The organism is Acidisoma sibiricum, assembly GCF_057837225.1.
In genome coordinates this window covers 3,499,392-3,515,198 of record NZ_CM174445.1, presented here as the reverse complement: position 1 = coordinate 3,515,198, position 15,807 = coordinate 3,499,392, and the positions used below count along the sequence as shown (strand labels likewise).

Here is a 15,807-nt window from a genome sequence, read left to right as displayed (position 1 = left end):
GGGACCGGCCCGTGCATGACGGAAGGAGAGTGTTCATGCTGACGGTCACGGATCTGCGCTCGGGCTACGGCCGCATTCCCATCCTGGCCGGTATCAATCTTTCCGTGCAGGACGGCGAATTCGTCGGCATCCTGGGCCATAACGGCATGGGCAAATCGACGCTGCTGCGTACCCTGATGGGCTATCTGCCGATGACCGGCGGCGACATCACCTTCGACGGGCGCAGCCTCAAAGGCCTGGCGCCGACGGCGCGCGCGCGCATGGGGATCGGCTACGTACCCCAGGGGCGCGAGATCTTTTCCAGCCTCAGCGTCTACGAAAATCTGCGCATGGGCTGCCTTCTGGCGAAGCAGCCGGAGAAGCCTACCATTGACTCCATCCTGACGGATTTCCCGCGTCTGGAACGGCTGTTGGAGCGGCCGGGCGGCGCACTTTCGGGTGGCGAACAGCAGCTGCTGGCACTCGCCCGCTGCCTGTGCGGCGGCCCGAAATTCATCCTGCTGGATGAGCCGACGGAAGGCATTCAGCCCTCGATCATTGAGGAGATGATCGAGACGCTGCAGAAGCTGGGACGGGAGCGCAACCTGACTATTCTCCTCGTCGAGCAGAATCTCAATTTCATCACCTCGCTGTCGCAGCGGGTGCTGATTTTGCAGAAAGGTCTGATCATCCGCGAAGTGCCGCCCCATGTCGCGAAGGATCGCGCCATGATGGAAGAATTCGTCGGCATGGTCTGAGACCGACGGAGCGCTGCCATTTCTTTCCACGATGGCAGTGTCTCTGACTTGTAACGGTTCGATGATGTGCTAGGCTGAAAGGATTGCGTCATCACTTTCAGCAATGGCGGCACCATGATCATTACCTTTGGCTTGGTTGCATTATTTTGCCTCGCGGTCATCGTCGTTTTGCAGATGGCCCATGTGACAGACAAATCCTTCACCGATTACGCAGTCGCGAACCGCTCGTTCGGCCCCTTCTATCAGGCGATGTCCTTCCTCAATACCTGGTGGCCGGGCGGCATCTTCCTGGCCATTACAGGCCTTGCCGCGAGCGGCGGCGTGATCTCCTTCTATTTCCTGGTCTACAGCCTGCTGACCGTCGTGCTGATGTATGTGATGGCGGAGCGGGTCTGGACCTGGGGCAAGCTGTTTGACCTGAAAACCCAGCCTGATCTTTTTGCATTGCGGTATAACTCGCACGGCCTGTCAGTGATCGGTGCCATCGTCGGCATCATTTCGGGAATCCCCTGGCTAATTCTGGGCTTCAAGGGATTGGGTGATCTGTTCCAGGCAATGTCCTTCGGCAAGATGGGCGCCACGGAAGCGGTGATCGCCGGCGTGCTGCTGATGGTGATCCGTCAGTTCTGGACCATCCGCATGGGCATGCGTGGTGTCGTCATTTCCGACATGCTGCAGGGGCTGGCCGCCTATATTGGCGGCACGGTCATCATCATCGGTCTGATCCTGTGGCTTGTCTTCGGCCATGGTTTCAGCCTGGCCAATTTGCATCCCGCCCAGGTGACGCTGCCGGGGCTCGGCTCCGCTGTCGGTCCGCTGTATGTCTTCGCTATTATCTTCTCGGGCGCCCTGGGCGGCTGGTGCTGGCCCAGCATCTTCGTTCGCCTCTATACGGCCGACAGCGTGCGTAGCGTGCAGCGTGCCGGCGCCTTCGGCGCGCCGCTGTCCTTCCTCTTCGCCGGTGGTCTCGTCATACTCGGCCTGCTCGCGAGCTTCCTGCCAGAAGTTGCCAAAGCACCGGAAGCGATGTGGTTCACCGTCTGCCAGATGGCCGGTGGGCCCTTCCTGCTGGGCCTGGGTGGCGTGGTCGTGCTGGCTGCAACCATGGGCAATGTCGACGGCAATATTCAGGCCTCCGGCGCGCAGATCGCCAACGACATCGTGGGTGTCTACAAGCCGCTGGATCACAAGCAATCGGTCGTGATCGCCAAGATCGGCATGCTGGTGGTGACGATCGCTTCAGCATGGCTTTCGACCATTGCCATTCCGCATCTGTTCATGCTGGCGATCCTCTCCTACCAGGGCATCATCCAGCTCGCCGTGCCGCAATATCTCGGCATCTTCTGGAAGCGCGGCAACAAGGCCGGGGCGATCGGCGGCGTGGTCGTCGGCTTCATCGCGGCGGTGATCCTGCAATCGGTTTATCCCACCAGCATCGGCTGGGCCTGGGGGCTGACCTCGGGCGTCATCGCGCTCGTCATCAACTTCCTGATCTATGCCGCCTGCGCGGTCTTTCTGCCGGTCTCGGCCGCCGAAAAAACCCGTGTTGACGGGCTGTTTGAATTGACCGCAGCCAAAACCCCGACCGCCGGCGCCATCAGCGCGCTGGCGCTGAAACCGCGCCGCGCCTAGCCGGCGGCGCCTAGCCGGCGGCGCCTAGCCGGCCGCGCCTGATCCCACCACCGCTTTCGGAAAGGTACGCATCTGCCATGCTTCCTGTCACTCCGCGGTCCAGTTTCGTCAGCATCTGGTTCATCCTGGATGCCGTGCTTGCCCTCTTTCCGCCGGTCTATTGGGTAGCGGGAGGGCCGACGCCACTCATCGCCGGCATTCCCTGTTCCATCGTCTATTTCGTGCTGCTCACCGCCTTCATCTGCGGCAGCCTGATCGCCGCCTATATCGATGACGAGAAGCGGGGAGCCTTCCGGGTCTCTACGCCATGAGCTTTGATACGATCATCGTGGGTGCCGGCTCCGCCGGCTGCGTGCTCGCGAACCGCTTGTCGGCCGATCCGGCGCGGCGCGTTCTGGTGCTGGAAGCCGGACGTGCGGCGCCGCTGAATTCGGACATTCCGGCGAATTGGCCGGCGATGTTCAATACCCATGTCGACTGGGGGTATCATACCGAGCCGCAGGCCGGCTGCCGCGGCCGGCGCATCTACTGGCCGCGCGGCAAGATGGTCGGCGGATCGGGCGCGCTCAACGCCATGATCTATATCCGCGGCCTGGCCAGCGATTATGACGGATGGGCGGCAGCAGGCTGCGCTGGCTGGGGCTGGCAGGATGTGCTGCCGGTCTTCCTCAAATCCGAGAATAACCTGCGTCTCGGCAATGCGCCGCTGCATGCCGCGGGCGGTGAGCTGACGATTTCCGACCCGGCCTATATCGACCCGCATGAGCCGCTATGGCATCAGGCGGCGCAGGCGGCAGGCCTGCCCAACAATACCGATTTCAATGGACCGGTGCAGGAAGGCGTCGGCTGGTTCCAGCTCACCGTCAAGGACGGTGAGCGCTTCGGCACCGGCAAGGCCTTTCTCCGCCCGGCGCTGGACCGGCCCAATCTGACGCTCCGCACGGGTGTGACGACGACGCGCATCCTGATCGAAAACGGACGGGCGAGGGGCGTCGCCATCCTCGATCGTGGCGTGCCGGAAACGATCTATGCCGATGAGGTCGTGCTCTGCGCCGGCAGCATCGGCTCGGCGCAATTGCTGCTGCTGTCGGGCATCGGTCCGGCGGAAGAACTGGCCGAGGTCGGCGTGACCGCGGTCCACAACCTGCCCGGCGTCGGCAAGACGCTGCGGGACCATATCAATATTCCGATCAGCTTCGCGGCGCGCGAGAAAATCGGCATCGGCGGCATGACCGGCGCCGAGCTTGATGCGGCGACAGAGCAATGGCTCGCCACAAAGCAGGGGCCGCTTTCTTCGATCTGGGTGGCGGCCGGTGGTTTCGCGAAATCGGCGCCCGATGTGACGGACCCGGATATTCAGCTTTACGGCGTCATTTCCGGCCATCGCGATCATGCCCGCTATATGGCATCGGGCCCCGGCATCACCCTGCATGCGACGCTGCAGCGGCCCAACAGCCAAGGCGAATTGCGCCTGCGTTCGGCGGACCCCTTGGAGCATCCGAGCCTCGACCCGCGCTACTTTTCGTCCGACCCTTCCGGCAGCGATCTGGCAACCATGGTTGCGGGGGTAAAACTGAACCGGCGCATCGCCGCGCAGTCGCCTTTAGCCGAGCTGATCAGTCACGAAATCACGCCGAGTGCGGAAGCGGTGACGGATGAGGCGATCAGCGAGTTCATTCGCGGCCATTGCACCACGCTCTATCATCCCACCAGCACCTGCCGCATGGGTGTCGACAGCATGGCGGTGGTCGATCCGCAATTGCGCGTGCATGGGCTGGAAGGGCTTCGCGTTGCCGATGCCGGGATCTTCCCGAATATGATTTCCGGCAATACCAATGCACCCACGATCATGGTGGCGGAACGCGCTGCGGCTTTCATGGGAGCGGTGTGATGGCCAAGAAAATCGGCTTCGTCTGGCACGAGCGCTATATGTGGCACAACACGGGCATGGCGGCGGGCTCCATGCCTGCGGGCGGCTTCCTGGAGCCCGACATCCATATCGAAAACCCGGCCGCCAAGCGTCGTATGCGCAATCTGCTGGATGTCACGGGGGTGCTGGATCATCTCACCACCATCAAGCCCCGCCCTGCCACGGAGGAGGAGGTGCTGCGCATTCATACGCCTGACTATTTGGAGCGTGTGAAGGCGATGAGCGCGCTGGGCTTCGGCGATGGCGGCGAACTGGCGCCCATCGGCAAGGATTCCTGGGAAATTGCGCTGCTCTCGGCCGGCGGCTGCATCGAGGCGGCCGACCGCGTGTGGCGGCGCGAATTCGATCAGGCCTATGCGCTGGTCCGCCCGCCTGGCCACCATGCCGAGCGGGATCGCGGCCGCGGCTTCTGCCTGCTTGCCAATGCGCCGATCGCGATCGAGCATCTGCGCCATACCTATGGCGTCAAGCGGATCGCGACGGTCGATTGGGATGTCCATCACGGCAATGGCACGCAATGGATCTTTTATGACGATCCGGGCGTGCTTTCGATCTCGCTGCATCAGGACCGCAACTATCCGCGCGAGTCCGGCGGCATTGAGGAGCGCGGAACGGGGCCAGGCTTCGGTGCCAATCTCAATATCCCGCTGCCGCCGGGTTCGGGCCATGGCGCCTATCTCGCGGCCTTTGACCGTGTCGTGCTGCCGGCGCTCGCGCGCTACAAGCCGGACATGATCATTGTGCCGTCGGGCTTCGACGGCTGTGCCATGGACCCGCTGGGGCGCCAGATGCTGGTCACCGATACCTATCGCGACATGACGGTGCGTCTGGTGCAGGCCGCCGACACGCTATGCGGCGGACGGCTGATGTTCACCCATGAAGGCGGCTATTCGCCGGCCTATGCGCCCTGGTGCGGTCTGGCGGTGATGGAGACGCTGGCCGAGCTGCCGGCCACGCCCGATCCCTTCGTCCATTTTCATACTATGGGCGGGCAGGAGTTGCAGCCCTGGCAGGCCGCGGTGCTGGATCAGGTGGCAGCGCTGATCCCGGAAATCCCGGCCTGATTATTGTCCCGCGTCCGGGGCGGCGGCCTATGGCTTGCCGCCGCCTTCCTTCGCCCGGTTCTGGGCGGCGTGAAGCGCGGCATGCAGGCTTTGCAGCTGGCGATTGAGCGCGTCGATGTCGTCCACGCTGAGGCCAGATTGCCGTAGCAGGGTTTGATTGAGGCAGTCGCTCTCCCGCAGCGTGTAGCGGCCGGCGGCGGTCAGAAAAACCTGGACCAGCCGCTCATCCGCATCTGCGCGGCGGCGGGTTACAAGCCCCGCCTGCTCCATGCGCTTGATCGGCGGCGTCACCGTGCTTGATTCGAGGCCAAGCCGGCTTGCGATGGCGCCCACCGTCATGCCGTCGGCCTCACCCAGCGCCGTGAGCACCAGATATTGCGGATAGGTCAGGCCCATCGCGTCCAGCATCGGCTTATAGGTGCGGTTCACCTCCAGGCTGGTGGCATAGAGGGTGAAGCAGAGCTGGTCGGTCAGTGGTAGGGGCATGATGTGGTCTCGTCCCAGGCGCACCTTGTCTTAGCATAGAAACTTTATCGCGATAACGAATGGCTTGACCCATCTTAGTTGTCCCGTTAAAAACTTATCGCGATAATAAATATCTCGATAAATCATCAATTTCAGAATAATGTCTTTGTGGCAACGGTCGAATTGCGCTTTGCTGCCGTCGTTTCGTATCTGGTCTTTGCCGCATTCAGCATCTCCAATGCCTTTTCATCTTGTATCATCAATGGGAGCCAGCCTCATGAGCAGCGGTTTCGTCATAACGGCCGATAGCACGCAGATTTTCTACAAGGATTGGGGTCCGAAATCCGCACAGCCGATCGTCTTCCATCATGGCTGGCCGCTGAGCGCGGATGACTGGGACGCTCAGATGATCTTCTTCCTCAATGAAGGTTTTCGCGTCATCGCGCATGACCGGCGCGGCCACGGCCGCTCCACGCAGACCGATACCGGCAATGAGATGGATACCTATGCAGCCGATGTCGATGCGCTGGCGACCCATCTGAACCTGGCAGGGGCTGTTCATATCGGTCATTCGACCGGCGGCGGCGAGGTGGCCCATTACGTTGCCCGCTACGGCGCCAAGCAGAAAGTGGCCAAGGCCGTACTGATCGGCGCCGTCCCGCCGATCATGGTCAAGTCTGATGCCAATCCGGGTGGCCTGCCGATCGAGGTCTTCGACGGTTTTCGTGCCGCCCAGGCGGCCAACCGTGCGCAGTTCTTCCTGGATGTTGCGAGTGGCCCTTTCTATGGCTTCAACCGGCCGGGCGCCCAGATCTCCGAAGGGGCCATCCGCAACTGGTGGCGCCAGGGCATGATGGGCGGCACCAAAGCCCATTACGACTGCATCAAGGCTTTCTCGGAAACCGATTTCACGGAAGACCTGAAGGCGATTGAGGTGCCCACACTCGTTTTGCACGGTGAGGACGACCAGATCGTGCCGATCGCGGATTCCGCTCTGCTCGCCATCAAACTGCTCAAGCATGGCGAGCTGAAGACCTATCCCGGCTATCCGCATGGCATGGCGACGACCCATGCCGATGTCATCAACAAGGACCTGCTCGCCTTCATCAAGGCGTAAGCATTCGCGCACGAAAAAGGGGCGGCACCTTGCGGTGCCGCCCCTTTTTTATGGGTCTGGCTGAAGGCTATTCCTGTTCGGGCGCCGGCGCGGAGTTCAGCTGAATGTAGTTCTCAAGCCCGATCAACTTGATCAGGTCGAACTGGCGCTCCAGGAAATCGAGATGCTCCTCCTCATTCTCAAGAATGGCGGAGAGCAGGTCGCGGGAGACAAAATCCCGCACGCTTTCGCAATAGGCGATGCCCTCGCGCAGGTCCTGGGTCGCCTTCAGCTCGATGTTGAGATCGGCCTGCAGGATCTGCTCGACCGTTTCGCCGACCTGAATGGCGTTGAGGCGCTGCACATTGGGCAGGCCGTTGAGGAAGAGGATGCGCTTGATGAGGTCATCCGCGTGCTTCATCTCCTCGATGGACTCGGCATATTCATGCTTGCCGAGCTTGGTCACACCCCAATGCTGCAGCGTGCGCGCATGCAGGAAATACTGGTTGATCGCGGTCAGCTCGTTCGTGAGCTGGGTATTCAAATGTTCGACGACTTTTGGATCGCGTAGCATCGGGGCTCCACCGCTTCAGTATGATCCGTCGCTCAATGACGACGGCCCTTTAGTTTTATCGCCAAGTGTGAAGGGCGGATCAAGGGGAGACCCTGTTACGCGCCTTGCAGCGAGCCCGGCGCCTCATCCGGCCGAATCAGCTGGAGCAGTTTCTTGATGCAGCTGCCGCATTGGGCCCGGCAGCCGCAGGCGGCATAGACCTCGCTCGGCCGCGTGGTGTTCGCGGCCTCGGCCGCGGCCTTCACCTGACGATCGGTCAGGGCATTGCACAGACAGACATACACGGTCAGGCATCTCCACGGCTGCAATTGCGAGTGACTTGCAAGTCTTTAGCAGCCGCGGCGCAGTTTTGAAAGTGCGAATTATTATCAATCGTTGCAGCCGGTCCTGTCCGGGGCGCTGTGGGCCATGGCCCAAACGAAAAGAGGCCCCGTGCCGGGCACGGAGCCTCTTCAGATTATGTCTGTGCGAGGAGGGGTATCAGTCGCTGATCGCGTCCGGGGACAGCACCATGCAGGGCGAGCGGCCACGAATTTCCTGGCAGGCATTGACGGCCGCATTCTGCGACAGCCCGGCGAGGCGTGCCCGATACAGCGTACGCTGAGACACCTGCACCGGCATGACGATGGATTGAGCGGAGGCGAGCTGGTAGCGCTCGGCATGGCGGGCCTGTTCCACCGCATGGCGTGCGTCACTGGCCGATCCATAGGCGCCGACCTGGATGCCCCAGCCGCCGGTCTTTCCGGCACTGGCGAATTGCGGCATTGGCGCCGCCTCGGCAGGCGCGATCAGATGCAGGCCGCCGGAGGACTGCGGCCGATAGGTGGCACTCGAGACCGGCTGATTGATCTCGGACGCTAGGTCCTGGACGCCACCGGCCGCGATGACGCGCGGGCGGGTATAGGCGGGCGGCGGCGGCGGGGTCGCCAGGCTGTTTTGCGCAAGATGCGTCCCGCTCGGGACCGGGGCCGAGGGGGCTGCCTGGTTCTGATAGGCGGGCGCCACCTGAAACACCGGCTGCACGGCGGGCAGGGGAGCGGCCGCGACCGCAGATTGTACGACCACAGGCGGCTGATAGGCGCCGACGGCCGGCTGATAGTTGGCCGCCTGCTGCACGGCCGCCGGCGCGTCGGCCTGACCCTGCGCGACGGCGGCGTCAGCCGCCGCTTCCTGGCTATCGACCTGCGCGGGCGTCGGGCGGGGGTCGTTGCTCGCCACCATCAGATCGGCCGGCACGGCACCACCACCATTGGCAAGCAGCCCAGCGCTATGATCGGTGACCTGCTGGGCATTCAGGGCGTCGGTGCTGGAATCATCAGAGGCCGGAGCGGCGCTGATGGGCGCGACCACCGGGGTCTGGTTCATGGCAACCATTGCAGCGCCGCCGCCGCCGCCGCCATGGCTGCCCGTCGTGCTGACGAAGCCGGTACTGCCGACAAGGCCGCCACCGGTATTGGCGAGGCTGCCACCGTCATCCGTGCCGCCACCATTATAGGGGGCGGCACTCGCGGCGCTCATGCTGTTCATGGCGAATTGGTCAGCCGGAGAGCGGCCGCCCGGCATATCGCCCTGAATATGCGGCTCGATCATCGCCAGGTAATGCGTCGTCTCCGCCGGCAGCGGCCGCCCATCGGTCAGATACTGGTTCAGACGCTGCGGTCCGGCATTATAGGCGGCGAGGAAGCCCGGCGAACCGAAGAGATCGTACATCTCCCGCAGGTAAGCGGTGCCCGCCATGATATTGTCACGCGGATTGTAAGGGTCGTCGCCCAGCCCGTACTGGGCCTGCAGTTCCTGATAGGTTTCAGGCATGAGCTGCATCAGGCCCATGGCGCCCGGACCCGAGGTGACGAGCTGTCCATTGATATATTCGTTGCCGCCGGATTCCACGTGGATGACGCTGCGAATCCAGCTTGTCGGTACGTCGAAGCGCTGGGAGGCTGCCACGATATAAGGGCCCCAGGGGTCGGAGGGCGGTCCGGGCGGCGCGTAATCGCCCCGGGCATTGTCCTTGTACTCGATCGCCTGCTGCGAGGAGGAGAGATGGGAATGATGTCCGGCGCAAGCTGCGAGCAGGCTCATCATGACAAGGCCGACGCCGCAGCGCAGGCGCCTTGCTCCGACCGTCAGGACGGAGGAAGAAGAGCACAGCGTCACCGCGAGAGAGGCACGCGAAGGAGCGTTATGGCCCACAAGACGAGTGCCAGTCACATCTCTTGGAGCATCAGGCGCGGTCACAGCAGCCTCCGTCGTGGCGCGGCCCCGGGGCCGTTGAGTCACGACGGCGTGTGTGCCGTCGCTTTCAAAGATTGCTTAATCCTGCTGGTCAGGAATTCGCTCTAACGCACTAATGGAAGACGAAGTTTGGTGCAACATGAACCAGCATCGACAGAGGCATGGTATGGCGAAAAGATTGCGTGCAATGCAGAAAGCTGAGAACGGCCATGGCCGAGGCGCCATGATCACAATATCGCGTGAGTTGGCCGGCGGCCCATTGGGTCTGCGATTTGCCGCTCTGCCTGCGCGTATTGCGGCATGTGTGCTTCTGGCCGCGCTGGCAGGCTGTGCCGCGCCTCCGCGCCATGTGGTGGCGCCTGGGCCGGAGGCCGTCATTCCGGGGCGTCTCGAGGCGACCGTCGTCGCCGTCCGCCCGGTGCCACCCGCGACACCGCAGGGCAGCGGCGCTGTGCTCGCCGCCATGGGTGCGCCCGCCGGCCAGACCGATGGGAATGCCGAAGTCATTCTGCGCACCGATCAGGGCAGCGTGCTTTCCATCGTCCAATTGGGGAGCGTGGGGCTGATGCCGGGTGCGCGCGTTGTGGTGGTGACGAGCCCGCGCCTGCAGATCGTGCGGCCTGGTTATGCGGCGCCGGCCAGCTGAGCGATTCGCAGGCGGCCGACAGGCTGCGGATTTTGAAGGCCGCGCGGCGGCCATGTCAGAGCGCAGTTGCAGCCGCGGGGCGGATCGGCTATCGGCGCCGACACATGAACGCCATTTCGGGTCCTCAGACTTTGATCTCAGCGGAAGCCGACCAGGGCTTTGCGATCGACCTTCGCCACGGCCTTGGGCTTGGCGCCCGCAACGCTATGGCGGTCCAGGACGTCAAGCGTGGGCTCGGCCTGTGGCGCCTGGCGTTCATGCTAAGCTGGTTCGATATCCGGCTCCGCTATCGCGGTTCGGTGCTCGGGCCTTTCTGGCTCACGCTATCGACGGCGGTGATGGTCGGCACGCTCGGCTTCGTCTACGCCTATTTGTTTAAGACGCCGATCCACACCTATCTGCCTTATCTCGCGCTGTCGTTGACGCTGTGGAACTTTCTGGCCGCCATCGTGAATGACGGGTCCACCGTATTCACGCAGGGCGAGGGCATGGTGCGGTCCATGCGCGTGCCGTTTTCGCTGTTTATCTTCCAGCTGCTGGCGCGAAACGTGTTGATTTTCGGCCACAACGTCATCGTGATCGTCGTCGTCTTCCTGGCATTTCAGTCGCCGGTAAGCTGGTCTTCTTTCGCCGCTCTTCCGGCCCTGCTGCTCTGGATGATCGACGGCGCCGCGGTGTCGCTGATGCTGGGTGCGATCTGCGCGCGCTTCCGCGATATTCCGCCTATCGTCGCCAGCGTCATGCAGATCGCGTTCTATGTGTCGGGCATCATGTTCAAGCCGTCGATGCTCGGACGGCATAGCGCCTATCTGATCTTCGACCCTTTCTATAGCATCATGGAAGTGCTGCGGGCTCCGTTGCTGGGGGCCTTGCCGTCTAAGGCGACCTATGTCAGCGCGCTTGGTTTTTCTGCGCTGCTTTGCGTGCTCGGGTGGTTCGTCTTTCTTCGCGTGCGTCACCGTATCGCTTTCTGGGTGTGACCATGGCAGCGCGTATCGAGGTCGAAGACCTCCGCATCGATTTTCCGCTCTATCACGGGCAGTCCCGCAGCCTGAAGCGCAGCATTCTGGCGCGCGCGACCGGCCGGCGGCTGCAGCAGAATGAAAATCATCGTCTGGTGGTCGAAGCCCTGCGTGACCTTACCTTCACCCTGCAGCCGGGTGAGCGGCTTGGTCTGGTCGGGCACAATGGTGCCGGCAAGACGACGCTGCTGCGGGCACTGGCCGGCGTCTACGAGCCGGTGGGCGGCAGTGTGCGCATTCAAGGCACGCTGAACGCGCTGCTTGACCCCAATCAGGGCATGAACCCGGAATTGACCGGGCGAGAGAATGTGGCCCTGCGCGGCCGCTACCACCATATGGACCGCACCGCCGTCGAGGCGCTGCAGGAAGATGTGCGAAGCTTCGCTGAGCTGGGCGACTTCTTCGATCTGCCAGTGCGCATTTACAGTTCGGGCATGATCATTCGGCTGGCTTTCGCCATGGCCACCGCCATCCGCCCCCAGGTCCTGCTGATGGACGAATGGTTCCTGGCGGGTGACGCATCGTTCCGGGAGAAGGCGCGCGAGCGGCTCGAGACCATGGTGCGCGGCGCCGATATTCTAGTCCTGTCGACCCATCTCAACGATATCGTGCGCTCCTGGTGCACGCGCGTCATCTGGCTGCAAGACGGGCGTGTGCGCATGGACGGCCCCGTCGATGCCGTCATGGATGTCTTTTCCGGCAATACATTGAGCCCAGCCCTGTTCCCAGAAGAAGCGGTCGCAGTCAGCTGAGATCGGGCGGGGCGGCGTCGCAAAGGGCACGTCCCGAGAGCTTCGCTGCGCGCCAGCCCTTGCCCCCTGAGAAAATTCCGCTAAGCACAGGCCCATGCGTCATTTCCTGGATTTCGAGAAGCCTCTCGCCGAACTCGAGAATAAGATCGAAGAGCTGCGGCGGATGCCGGGGCCCGAAGGTCTGAGCATCGCGGATGAGGTCACGCGCCTGTCGGAGAAAGCCGACCGGCAGCTGCGCACGCTTTATGCGAAGCTGACACCCTGGCAGAAAACCCTGGTCGCTCGGCACCCTGACCGGCCGCGGGCGCTGTCCTATATCGGCGCGCTGATCACCGATTATACGCCGCTCGCAGGCGACCGCGCCTTTGCGGAGGATGCGGCAATCGTCGGCGGCCTCGGCCGCTTCCGTGGCCATGCCGTGATGGTGCTGGGCACCGAAAAAGGCACCGATACCGAAAGCCGCATTAAGCATAATTTCGGCAGTGCCCGGCCCGAGGGCTATCGCAAGGTTCGCCGCCTGATCGAGATGGCGGGACATTTCAAGCTGCCCATCTTGAGCTTCATCGATACATCCGGCGCCTATCCGGGCGTCGATGCCGAGGCGCGCGGCCAGGCCGAGGCCATTGCGCGCGCCATCGATGCAGGGCTGGCCGCGCCCGTGCCCTTCATCGCAACGGTGATCGGCGAGGGCGGCTCGGGCGGTGCCATTGCGCTGGGCGCCGCCGATCGCGTGCTGATGCTGGAGCATGCGATCTATTCCGTGATCTCCCCCGAAGGCTGCGCGTCCATCCTGTGGCGCGATGCGGCCTCTGCCCCACTGGCAGCCGAAGCGCTGAAGCTGACGGCCGATGACCTGCGGCGCTTCGATTTGATCGACGGCGTTATCCCCGAGCCCTTGGGTGGTGCCCATCGTGCGCCCGAAGAGACGATCGCCGCCGTGGGTGAGGCGATCAACACGGCGCTCTCGCCCCTGTTGAACCAGACGCCTGAGGCGCTGCGTGCCCGGCGCCGCGAGAAATTCCTTGCCATGGGCCGCGAAGGCCTCGCCTAACCTTCTGCTTCGGCGCTGAGGCTGCCGCCCCGTTGCATTGGCCGCCCGCTTCATGGAAAGCTGGTGGCACGGAGTGGCTGCCGTCGGGCCCTGGCCGGAGGAGGTGCGGATGATCATTGCCGCCGTCACCTGCGTGCGTGACGAGGCCGATATCATCGAGGAATGGATCGCCCACCACCTCGCCCTCGGCATCCTGCGCATCCATATTTTCGATAATGGCAGCGAAGATCAGACCCGCGCCAAGATCGACGCGATCGCCGTCCATAATCCCGGCGTGACGGTCCAATCCTGGCAGCCGGATTCGGGAGAGCCGCAAAAGGCCGCCTTTGAGGCCGGCCTTGCCCTGATGCGCGCGGAGGCCGTGGATTGGTGCGCCTTTCTCGACGCCGACGAATTCATCGTCAACGGTGCAGAAGACCAAGACTCTGCGGCGGTCCAGGAAAGCTTCACTGATTTCCTGATGCGTCACGAGGCGCATGCCGCGATCGGTTTGAACTGGGCGGTTTTTGGCAGTTCCGGGCATAAGACCCGCCCATGGGGATTGGTGCAGGAGGCGTTTCTACGCCGGTCGGACCCGGGTTTCTCCGTCAACCGGCATATCAAATCCATCGTGCGGCCGCGCTTGACCAAGGGCGTTCATCACGTCCACGGCTTCGTCCTCGACCAGCCCTATTTCAATGCGGATGGACAGGAAATCGTTTGGCGCACCTCCGAGCATGGCGGCCCGGTGCAGCCCTTCGCTTATACCGAGAACTTCCCCAGCCTGACGGGCTGGCGCATCAACCATTATTTCTGCCGCTGGCGCGGCCGCTGGGAGGAGAAGGTTCGCCTCTCGCGCCTGCGTGACGTCTTCTGGCGCTCTGAGCAGGATTGGGAGCATCATGATCGAAACGAGGTTTTCGATCTCTCAGCCTTGCGCTGGTCGCCCCGCGTGCGGGAGACAATGGCGTCCCTAGGCGCCACACCCTACGTGCCGGGGCTGGACGCTCATGCGAGAGGATGTGGCGGGTGAGACCTATCTTGCGATGGCTGATGGATCGGCTCGGCTGGCGGGCGCGTATGACCGAGCAGACAGCCCCCGCGATCGACCGCCCGCAGACAGTGACGGTGCTGCCCGATCCCGTCGTGGAGCGGGTGGCGGAAAGACCCAAGGTTGACGTAGCGATATGCATCTATGGCAAGCCGTTTCACACGGCACTCACGATCGCATCCTTGCTGCATCACAGTGGCCAGCATATCGGGCGGATATTCCTGCAGCGGGAGGCAAGCCAGCCGCATGGCATCGATATCGTGCCGCTCATGAAGACTTTCTCGGACGAGAGATTTGTCCATGTCATGCCAAGGCAGCATCTGGGCATCGCGTTTTCAAGCGGCGCGGATTTCGCGGATAACGATTACCGAAGATCTATTCGCTATCAGCAGGCTTGGGAAGATAGTGATGAGGACTTCATATTCATCTCGCATAATGACTGCAATTACTTGGCCGATGTCATCGGCGGCATGCTGTCGCGAATGACGGCGGGGGCCTATACTGGCGTCGGGCTGATCGGGCAGTGCTGGAACTGCCCCGCCCATCACGCTCAGATCTGCGGCCATGACAAATTCGGATCGGTCAAACTGTCATACGAACAGGCGATCACCATCGTTCGAGATTATCCCGGCCCGCGAACGATTGAGCGTGGAATTGAACCGGATTATCCGACGCTGTTTCCAGAATGCCGTCTGAATGAATTCGCTTGTCTGATCGACATCAAAAAGGCCAGACCCGACACGGAACCCTTCGGCCGTGCGCCGCCTTTCGCGACACTCTACACGGATACGGGCACCGAATGGTTTCGTCACATGGTCCGCAAGGGGCACCGGTTTTTCAACTGGTTCGATGGCGTAGTTCACGCGCCCTTCAGCGATAATGGCAATGGCTTTGCAGCAGATCGTGATGCCGACATCTACCGAACATCAGAGGCGCGTGCGGAAGCCTATCTTAAGGGTCATTATCCTGAGACCTATCAGGCGCTTGTCGAGACAATGGGCGAGGCCGTTCGACCATAGGCGTTGCAGGCGCCGCCTCAACCCTTGCCGTAGCGGATGATCACCACGCCCGCGTCAGTCATCGGCACGCGGCGGGCGACGAGGGTCGCATCCGACCCTGGCTGCTTGGACAGCCAGCCCTCGTAGAGCCCCTCCAGCACACCCGCGAGCCAGGTGCCCGGCGGCTCTCCGCGGCCGCCGATGCGCGGCAGGTTGCGATGGGTCAGAACCAGACAGGCTTCCGCAGGCGCGAAGGCGATGCTGACATGGCCCCAGCCGGTATCCTCCAGCACTTCGTTCATTTCGAGCGCCAGCGCCGCGGTCGAGGTCTGCGGAGTCAGCGGATGCTGCAGCGCCATCTGCCGGCCGACGCCGTGCAGCAGGGCGTCCCGCCCGGCGGCGCCGGCCACGGCATCCAGCTCCTCCGCCAGTGCGCGCAGGAAGGGGCGCCAGTCCGGCGCCGACCGGCTGGTGCCGTCGCGCCGCGGGTCCGCCTGCCGTTCATTGGGTTCACTGGACGTGGTCGCTGTCTCCTCGATATCGAGCATAGGGATGCAATCCGTTGGTGTGCGAGG

Annotated in this window: 17 protein-coding genes; 12 read left to right on the top strand and 5 right to left on the bottom strand. The window is 63.0% G+C overall.

From position 1 onward, the window contains the following. Positions 1-35: 35 nt before the first annotated feature. The 5 genes from AC3G7M_RS16730 (at position 36) to AC3G7M_RS16710 (ending at position 5,363) form a co-directional block, all read left to right on the top strand. A complete protein-coding gene (locus AC3G7M_RS16730; RefSeq protein ID WP_489213259.1) occupies positions 36-737 on the top strand; it encodes an ABC transporter ATP-binding protein in 702 nt (233 codons plus the stop codon). Positions 738-851: 114 nt separating this feature from the next. Continuing rightward, a complete protein-coding gene (locus tag AC3G7M_RS16725; RefSeq protein WP_489213258.1) occupies positions 852-2,369 on the top strand; it encodes a sodium:solute symporter family protein in 1,518 nt (505 codons plus the stop codon). 77 nt (positions 2,370-2,446) lie between these two features. Further along, the gene (locus tag AC3G7M_RS16720) at positions 2,447-2,680 is read left to right on the top strand and encodes a hypothetical protein (RefSeq protein ID WP_489213257.1); all 234 of its coding nucleotides are present in this window, start codon (positions 2,447-2,449) and stop codon (positions 2,678-2,680) included. Further along, positions 2,677-4,260 (top strand): GMC family oxidoreductase, encoded by a 1,584-nt coding sequence (locus tag AC3G7M_RS16715; protein ID WP_489213256.1) that lies wholly within the window; start codon positions 2,677-2,679, stop codon positions 4,258-4,260. Before AC3G7M_RS16720 ends, AC3G7M_RS16715 begins: the two co-directional genes overlap by 4 nt. After that, entirely contained in the window at positions 4,260-5,363 is a 1,104-nt protein-coding gene (locus AC3G7M_RS16710; protein WP_489213255.1) for a class II histone deacetylase, read from the top strand. Before AC3G7M_RS16715 ends, AC3G7M_RS16710 begins: the two co-directional genes overlap by 1 nt. A gap of 27 nt (positions 5,364-5,390) precedes the next feature. Here AC3G7M_RS16710 and AC3G7M_RS16705 read toward each other — a convergent pair whose 3' ends face one another. Beyond that, positions 5,391-5,849, bottom strand: a complete 459-nt coding sequence (locus tag AC3G7M_RS16705; RefSeq protein WP_489213254.1) for a MarR family winged helix-turn-helix transcriptional regulator — start codon at positions 5,847-5,849, stop codon at positions 5,391-5,393. A gap of 256 nt (positions 5,850-6,105) precedes the next feature. Between AC3G7M_RS16705 and AC3G7M_RS16700 the strand changes: the two genes are divergently transcribed. Continuing rightward, a complete protein-coding gene (locus AC3G7M_RS16700) occupies positions 6,106-6,945 on the top strand; it encodes an alpha/beta fold hydrolase (RefSeq protein ID WP_489213253.1) in 840 nt (279 codons plus the stop codon). 67 nt (positions 6,946-7,012) lie between these two features. Here the strand turns inward: AC3G7M_RS16700 and bfr are convergent, their stop codons facing one another. The 3 genes from bfr to AC3G7M_RS16685 all read right to left on the bottom strand — a co-directional run bounded on the left by bfr (position 7,013) and on the right by AC3G7M_RS16685 (position 9,583). Beyond that, on the bottom strand, positions 7,013-7,498 hold the full coding sequence (gene bfr / locus AC3G7M_RS16695) for a bacterioferritin (protein WP_489213252.1): 486 nt from the start codon (positions 7,496-7,498) through the stop codon (positions 7,013-7,015). 95 nt (positions 7,499-7,593) lie between these two features. Beyond that, a complete protein-coding gene (locus tag AC3G7M_RS16690; protein WP_489213251.1) occupies positions 7,594-7,782 on the bottom strand; it encodes a (2Fe-2S)-binding protein in 189 nt (62 codons plus the stop codon). Between the two features lie 196 nt (positions 7,783-7,978). Beyond that, the gene (locus AC3G7M_RS16685) at positions 7,979-9,583 is read right to left on the bottom strand and encodes a transglycosylase SLT domain-containing protein (protein WP_489213250.1); all 1,605 of its coding nucleotides are present in this window, start codon (positions 9,581-9,583) and stop codon (positions 7,979-7,981) included. Positions 9,584-9,920: 337 nt separating this feature from the next. Between AC3G7M_RS16685 and AC3G7M_RS16680 the strand changes: the two genes are divergently transcribed. The 6 genes from AC3G7M_RS16680 (at position 9,921) to AC3G7M_RS16655 (ending at position 15,253) form a co-directional block, all read left to right on the top strand. Beyond that, complete coding sequence (locus AC3G7M_RS16680) at positions 9,921-10,379, top strand: hypothetical protein (RefSeq protein WP_489213249.1); 459 nt, start codon at positions 9,921-9,923, stop codon at positions 10,377-10,379. Positions 10,380-10,483: 104 nt separating this feature from the next. Next, positions 10,484-11,359: an ABC transporter permease gene (locus AC3G7M_RS16675; RefSeq protein WP_489213248.1), complete on the top strand. Its 876-nt coding sequence runs from the start codon at positions 10,484-10,486 to the stop codon at positions 11,357-11,359. Between the two features lie 2 nt (positions 11,360-11,361). After that, positions 11,362-12,153: an ABC transporter ATP-binding protein gene (locus AC3G7M_RS16670; protein ID WP_489213247.1), complete on the top strand. Its 792-nt coding sequence runs from the start codon at positions 11,362-11,364 to the stop codon at positions 12,151-12,153. A 94-nt stretch (positions 12,154-12,247) separates the two neighbouring features. Beyond that, positions 12,248-13,204 carry an acetyl-CoA carboxylase carboxyltransferase subunit alpha gene (locus AC3G7M_RS16665; RefSeq protein ID WP_489213246.1) on the top strand — a complete coding sequence of 319 codons (957 nt, stop codon included), beginning with the start codon at positions 12,248-12,250 and terminating at the stop codon, positions 13,202-13,204. Positions 13,205-13,313: 109 nt separating this feature from the next. Continuing rightward, the gene (locus AC3G7M_RS16660; protein WP_489213245.1) at positions 13,314-14,216 is read left to right on the top strand and encodes a glycosyltransferase family 2 protein; all 903 of its coding nucleotides are present in this window, start codon (positions 13,314-13,316) and stop codon (positions 14,214-14,216) included. A gap of 113 nt (positions 14,217-14,329) precedes the next feature. Continuing rightward, entirely contained in the window at positions 14,330-15,253 is a 924-nt protein-coding gene (locus AC3G7M_RS16655) for a hypothetical protein (RefSeq protein ID WP_489213244.1), read from the top strand. Positions 15,254-15,270: 17 nt separating this feature from the next. Here AC3G7M_RS16655 and bcsD read toward each other — a convergent pair whose 3' ends face one another. Then, on the bottom strand, positions 15,271-15,780 hold the full coding sequence (gene bcsD / locus AC3G7M_RS16650) for a cellulose biosynthesis protein BcsD (RefSeq protein WP_489213243.1): 510 nt from the start codon (positions 15,778-15,780) through the stop codon (positions 15,271-15,273). Positions 15,781-15,807 lie beyond the last annotated feature (27 nt).

What these genes read in the sequence shown, in the direction of transcription:
- AC3G7M_RS16730 (WP_489213259.1), top strand. Translation starts at nt 36, where the DNA reads ATGCTGACGGTCACGGATCTGCGCTCGGGCTACGGCCGCATTCCCATC.
- AC3G7M_RS16725 (WP_489213258.1), top strand. Translation starts at nt 852, where the DNA reads ATGATCATTACCTTTGGCTTGGTTGCATTATTTTGCCTCGCGGTCATC.
- AC3G7M_RS16720 (WP_489213257.1), top strand. Translation starts at nt 2,447, where the DNA reads ATGCTTCCTGTCACTCCGCGGTCCAGTTTCGTCAGCATCTGGTTCATC.
- AC3G7M_RS16715 (WP_489213256.1), top strand. Translation starts at nt 2,677, where the DNA reads ATGAGCTTTGATACGATCATCGTGGGTGCCGGCTCCGCCGGCTGCGTG.
- AC3G7M_RS16710 (WP_489213255.1), top strand. Translation starts at nt 4,260, where the DNA reads ATGGCCAAGAAAATCGGCTTCGTCTGGCACGAGCGCTATATGTGGCAC.
- AC3G7M_RS16705 (WP_489213254.1), bottom strand. Translation starts at nt 5,849, where the DNA reads ATGCCCCTACCACTGACCGACCAGCTCTGCTTCACCCTCTATGCCACC.
- AC3G7M_RS16700 (WP_489213253.1), top strand. Translation starts at nt 6,106, where the DNA reads ATGAGCAGCGGTTTCGTCATAACGGCCGATAGCACGCAGATTTTCTAC.
- bfr (WP_489213252.1), bottom strand. Translation starts at nt 7,498, where the DNA reads ATGCTACGCGATCCAAAAGTCGTCGAACATTTGAATACCCAGCTCACG.
- AC3G7M_RS16685 (WP_489213250.1), bottom strand. Translation starts at nt 9,583, where the DNA reads ATGATGAGCCTGCTCGCAGCTTGCGCCGGACATCATTCCCATCTCTCC.
- AC3G7M_RS16680 (WP_489213249.1), top strand. Translation starts at nt 9,921, where the DNA reads ATGCAGAAAGCTGAGAACGGCCATGGCCGAGGCGCCATGATCACAATA.
- AC3G7M_RS16675 (WP_489213248.1), top strand. Translation starts at nt 10,484, where the DNA reads ATGAACGCCATTTCGGGTCCTCAGACTTTGATCTCAGCGGAAGCCGAC.
- AC3G7M_RS16670 (WP_489213247.1), top strand. Translation starts at nt 11,362, where the DNA reads ATGGCAGCGCGTATCGAGGTCGAAGACCTCCGCATCGATTTTCCGCTC.
- AC3G7M_RS16665 (WP_489213246.1), top strand. Translation starts at nt 12,248, where the DNA reads ATGCGTCATTTCCTGGATTTCGAGAAGCCTCTCGCCGAACTCGAGAAT.
- AC3G7M_RS16660 (WP_489213245.1), top strand. Translation starts at nt 13,314, where the DNA reads ATGATCATTGCCGCCGTCACCTGCGTGCGTGACGAGGCCGATATCATC.
- bcsD (WP_489213243.1), bottom strand. Translation starts at nt 15,780, where the DNA reads ATGCTCGATATCGAGGAGACAGCGACCACGTCCAGTGAACCCAATGAA.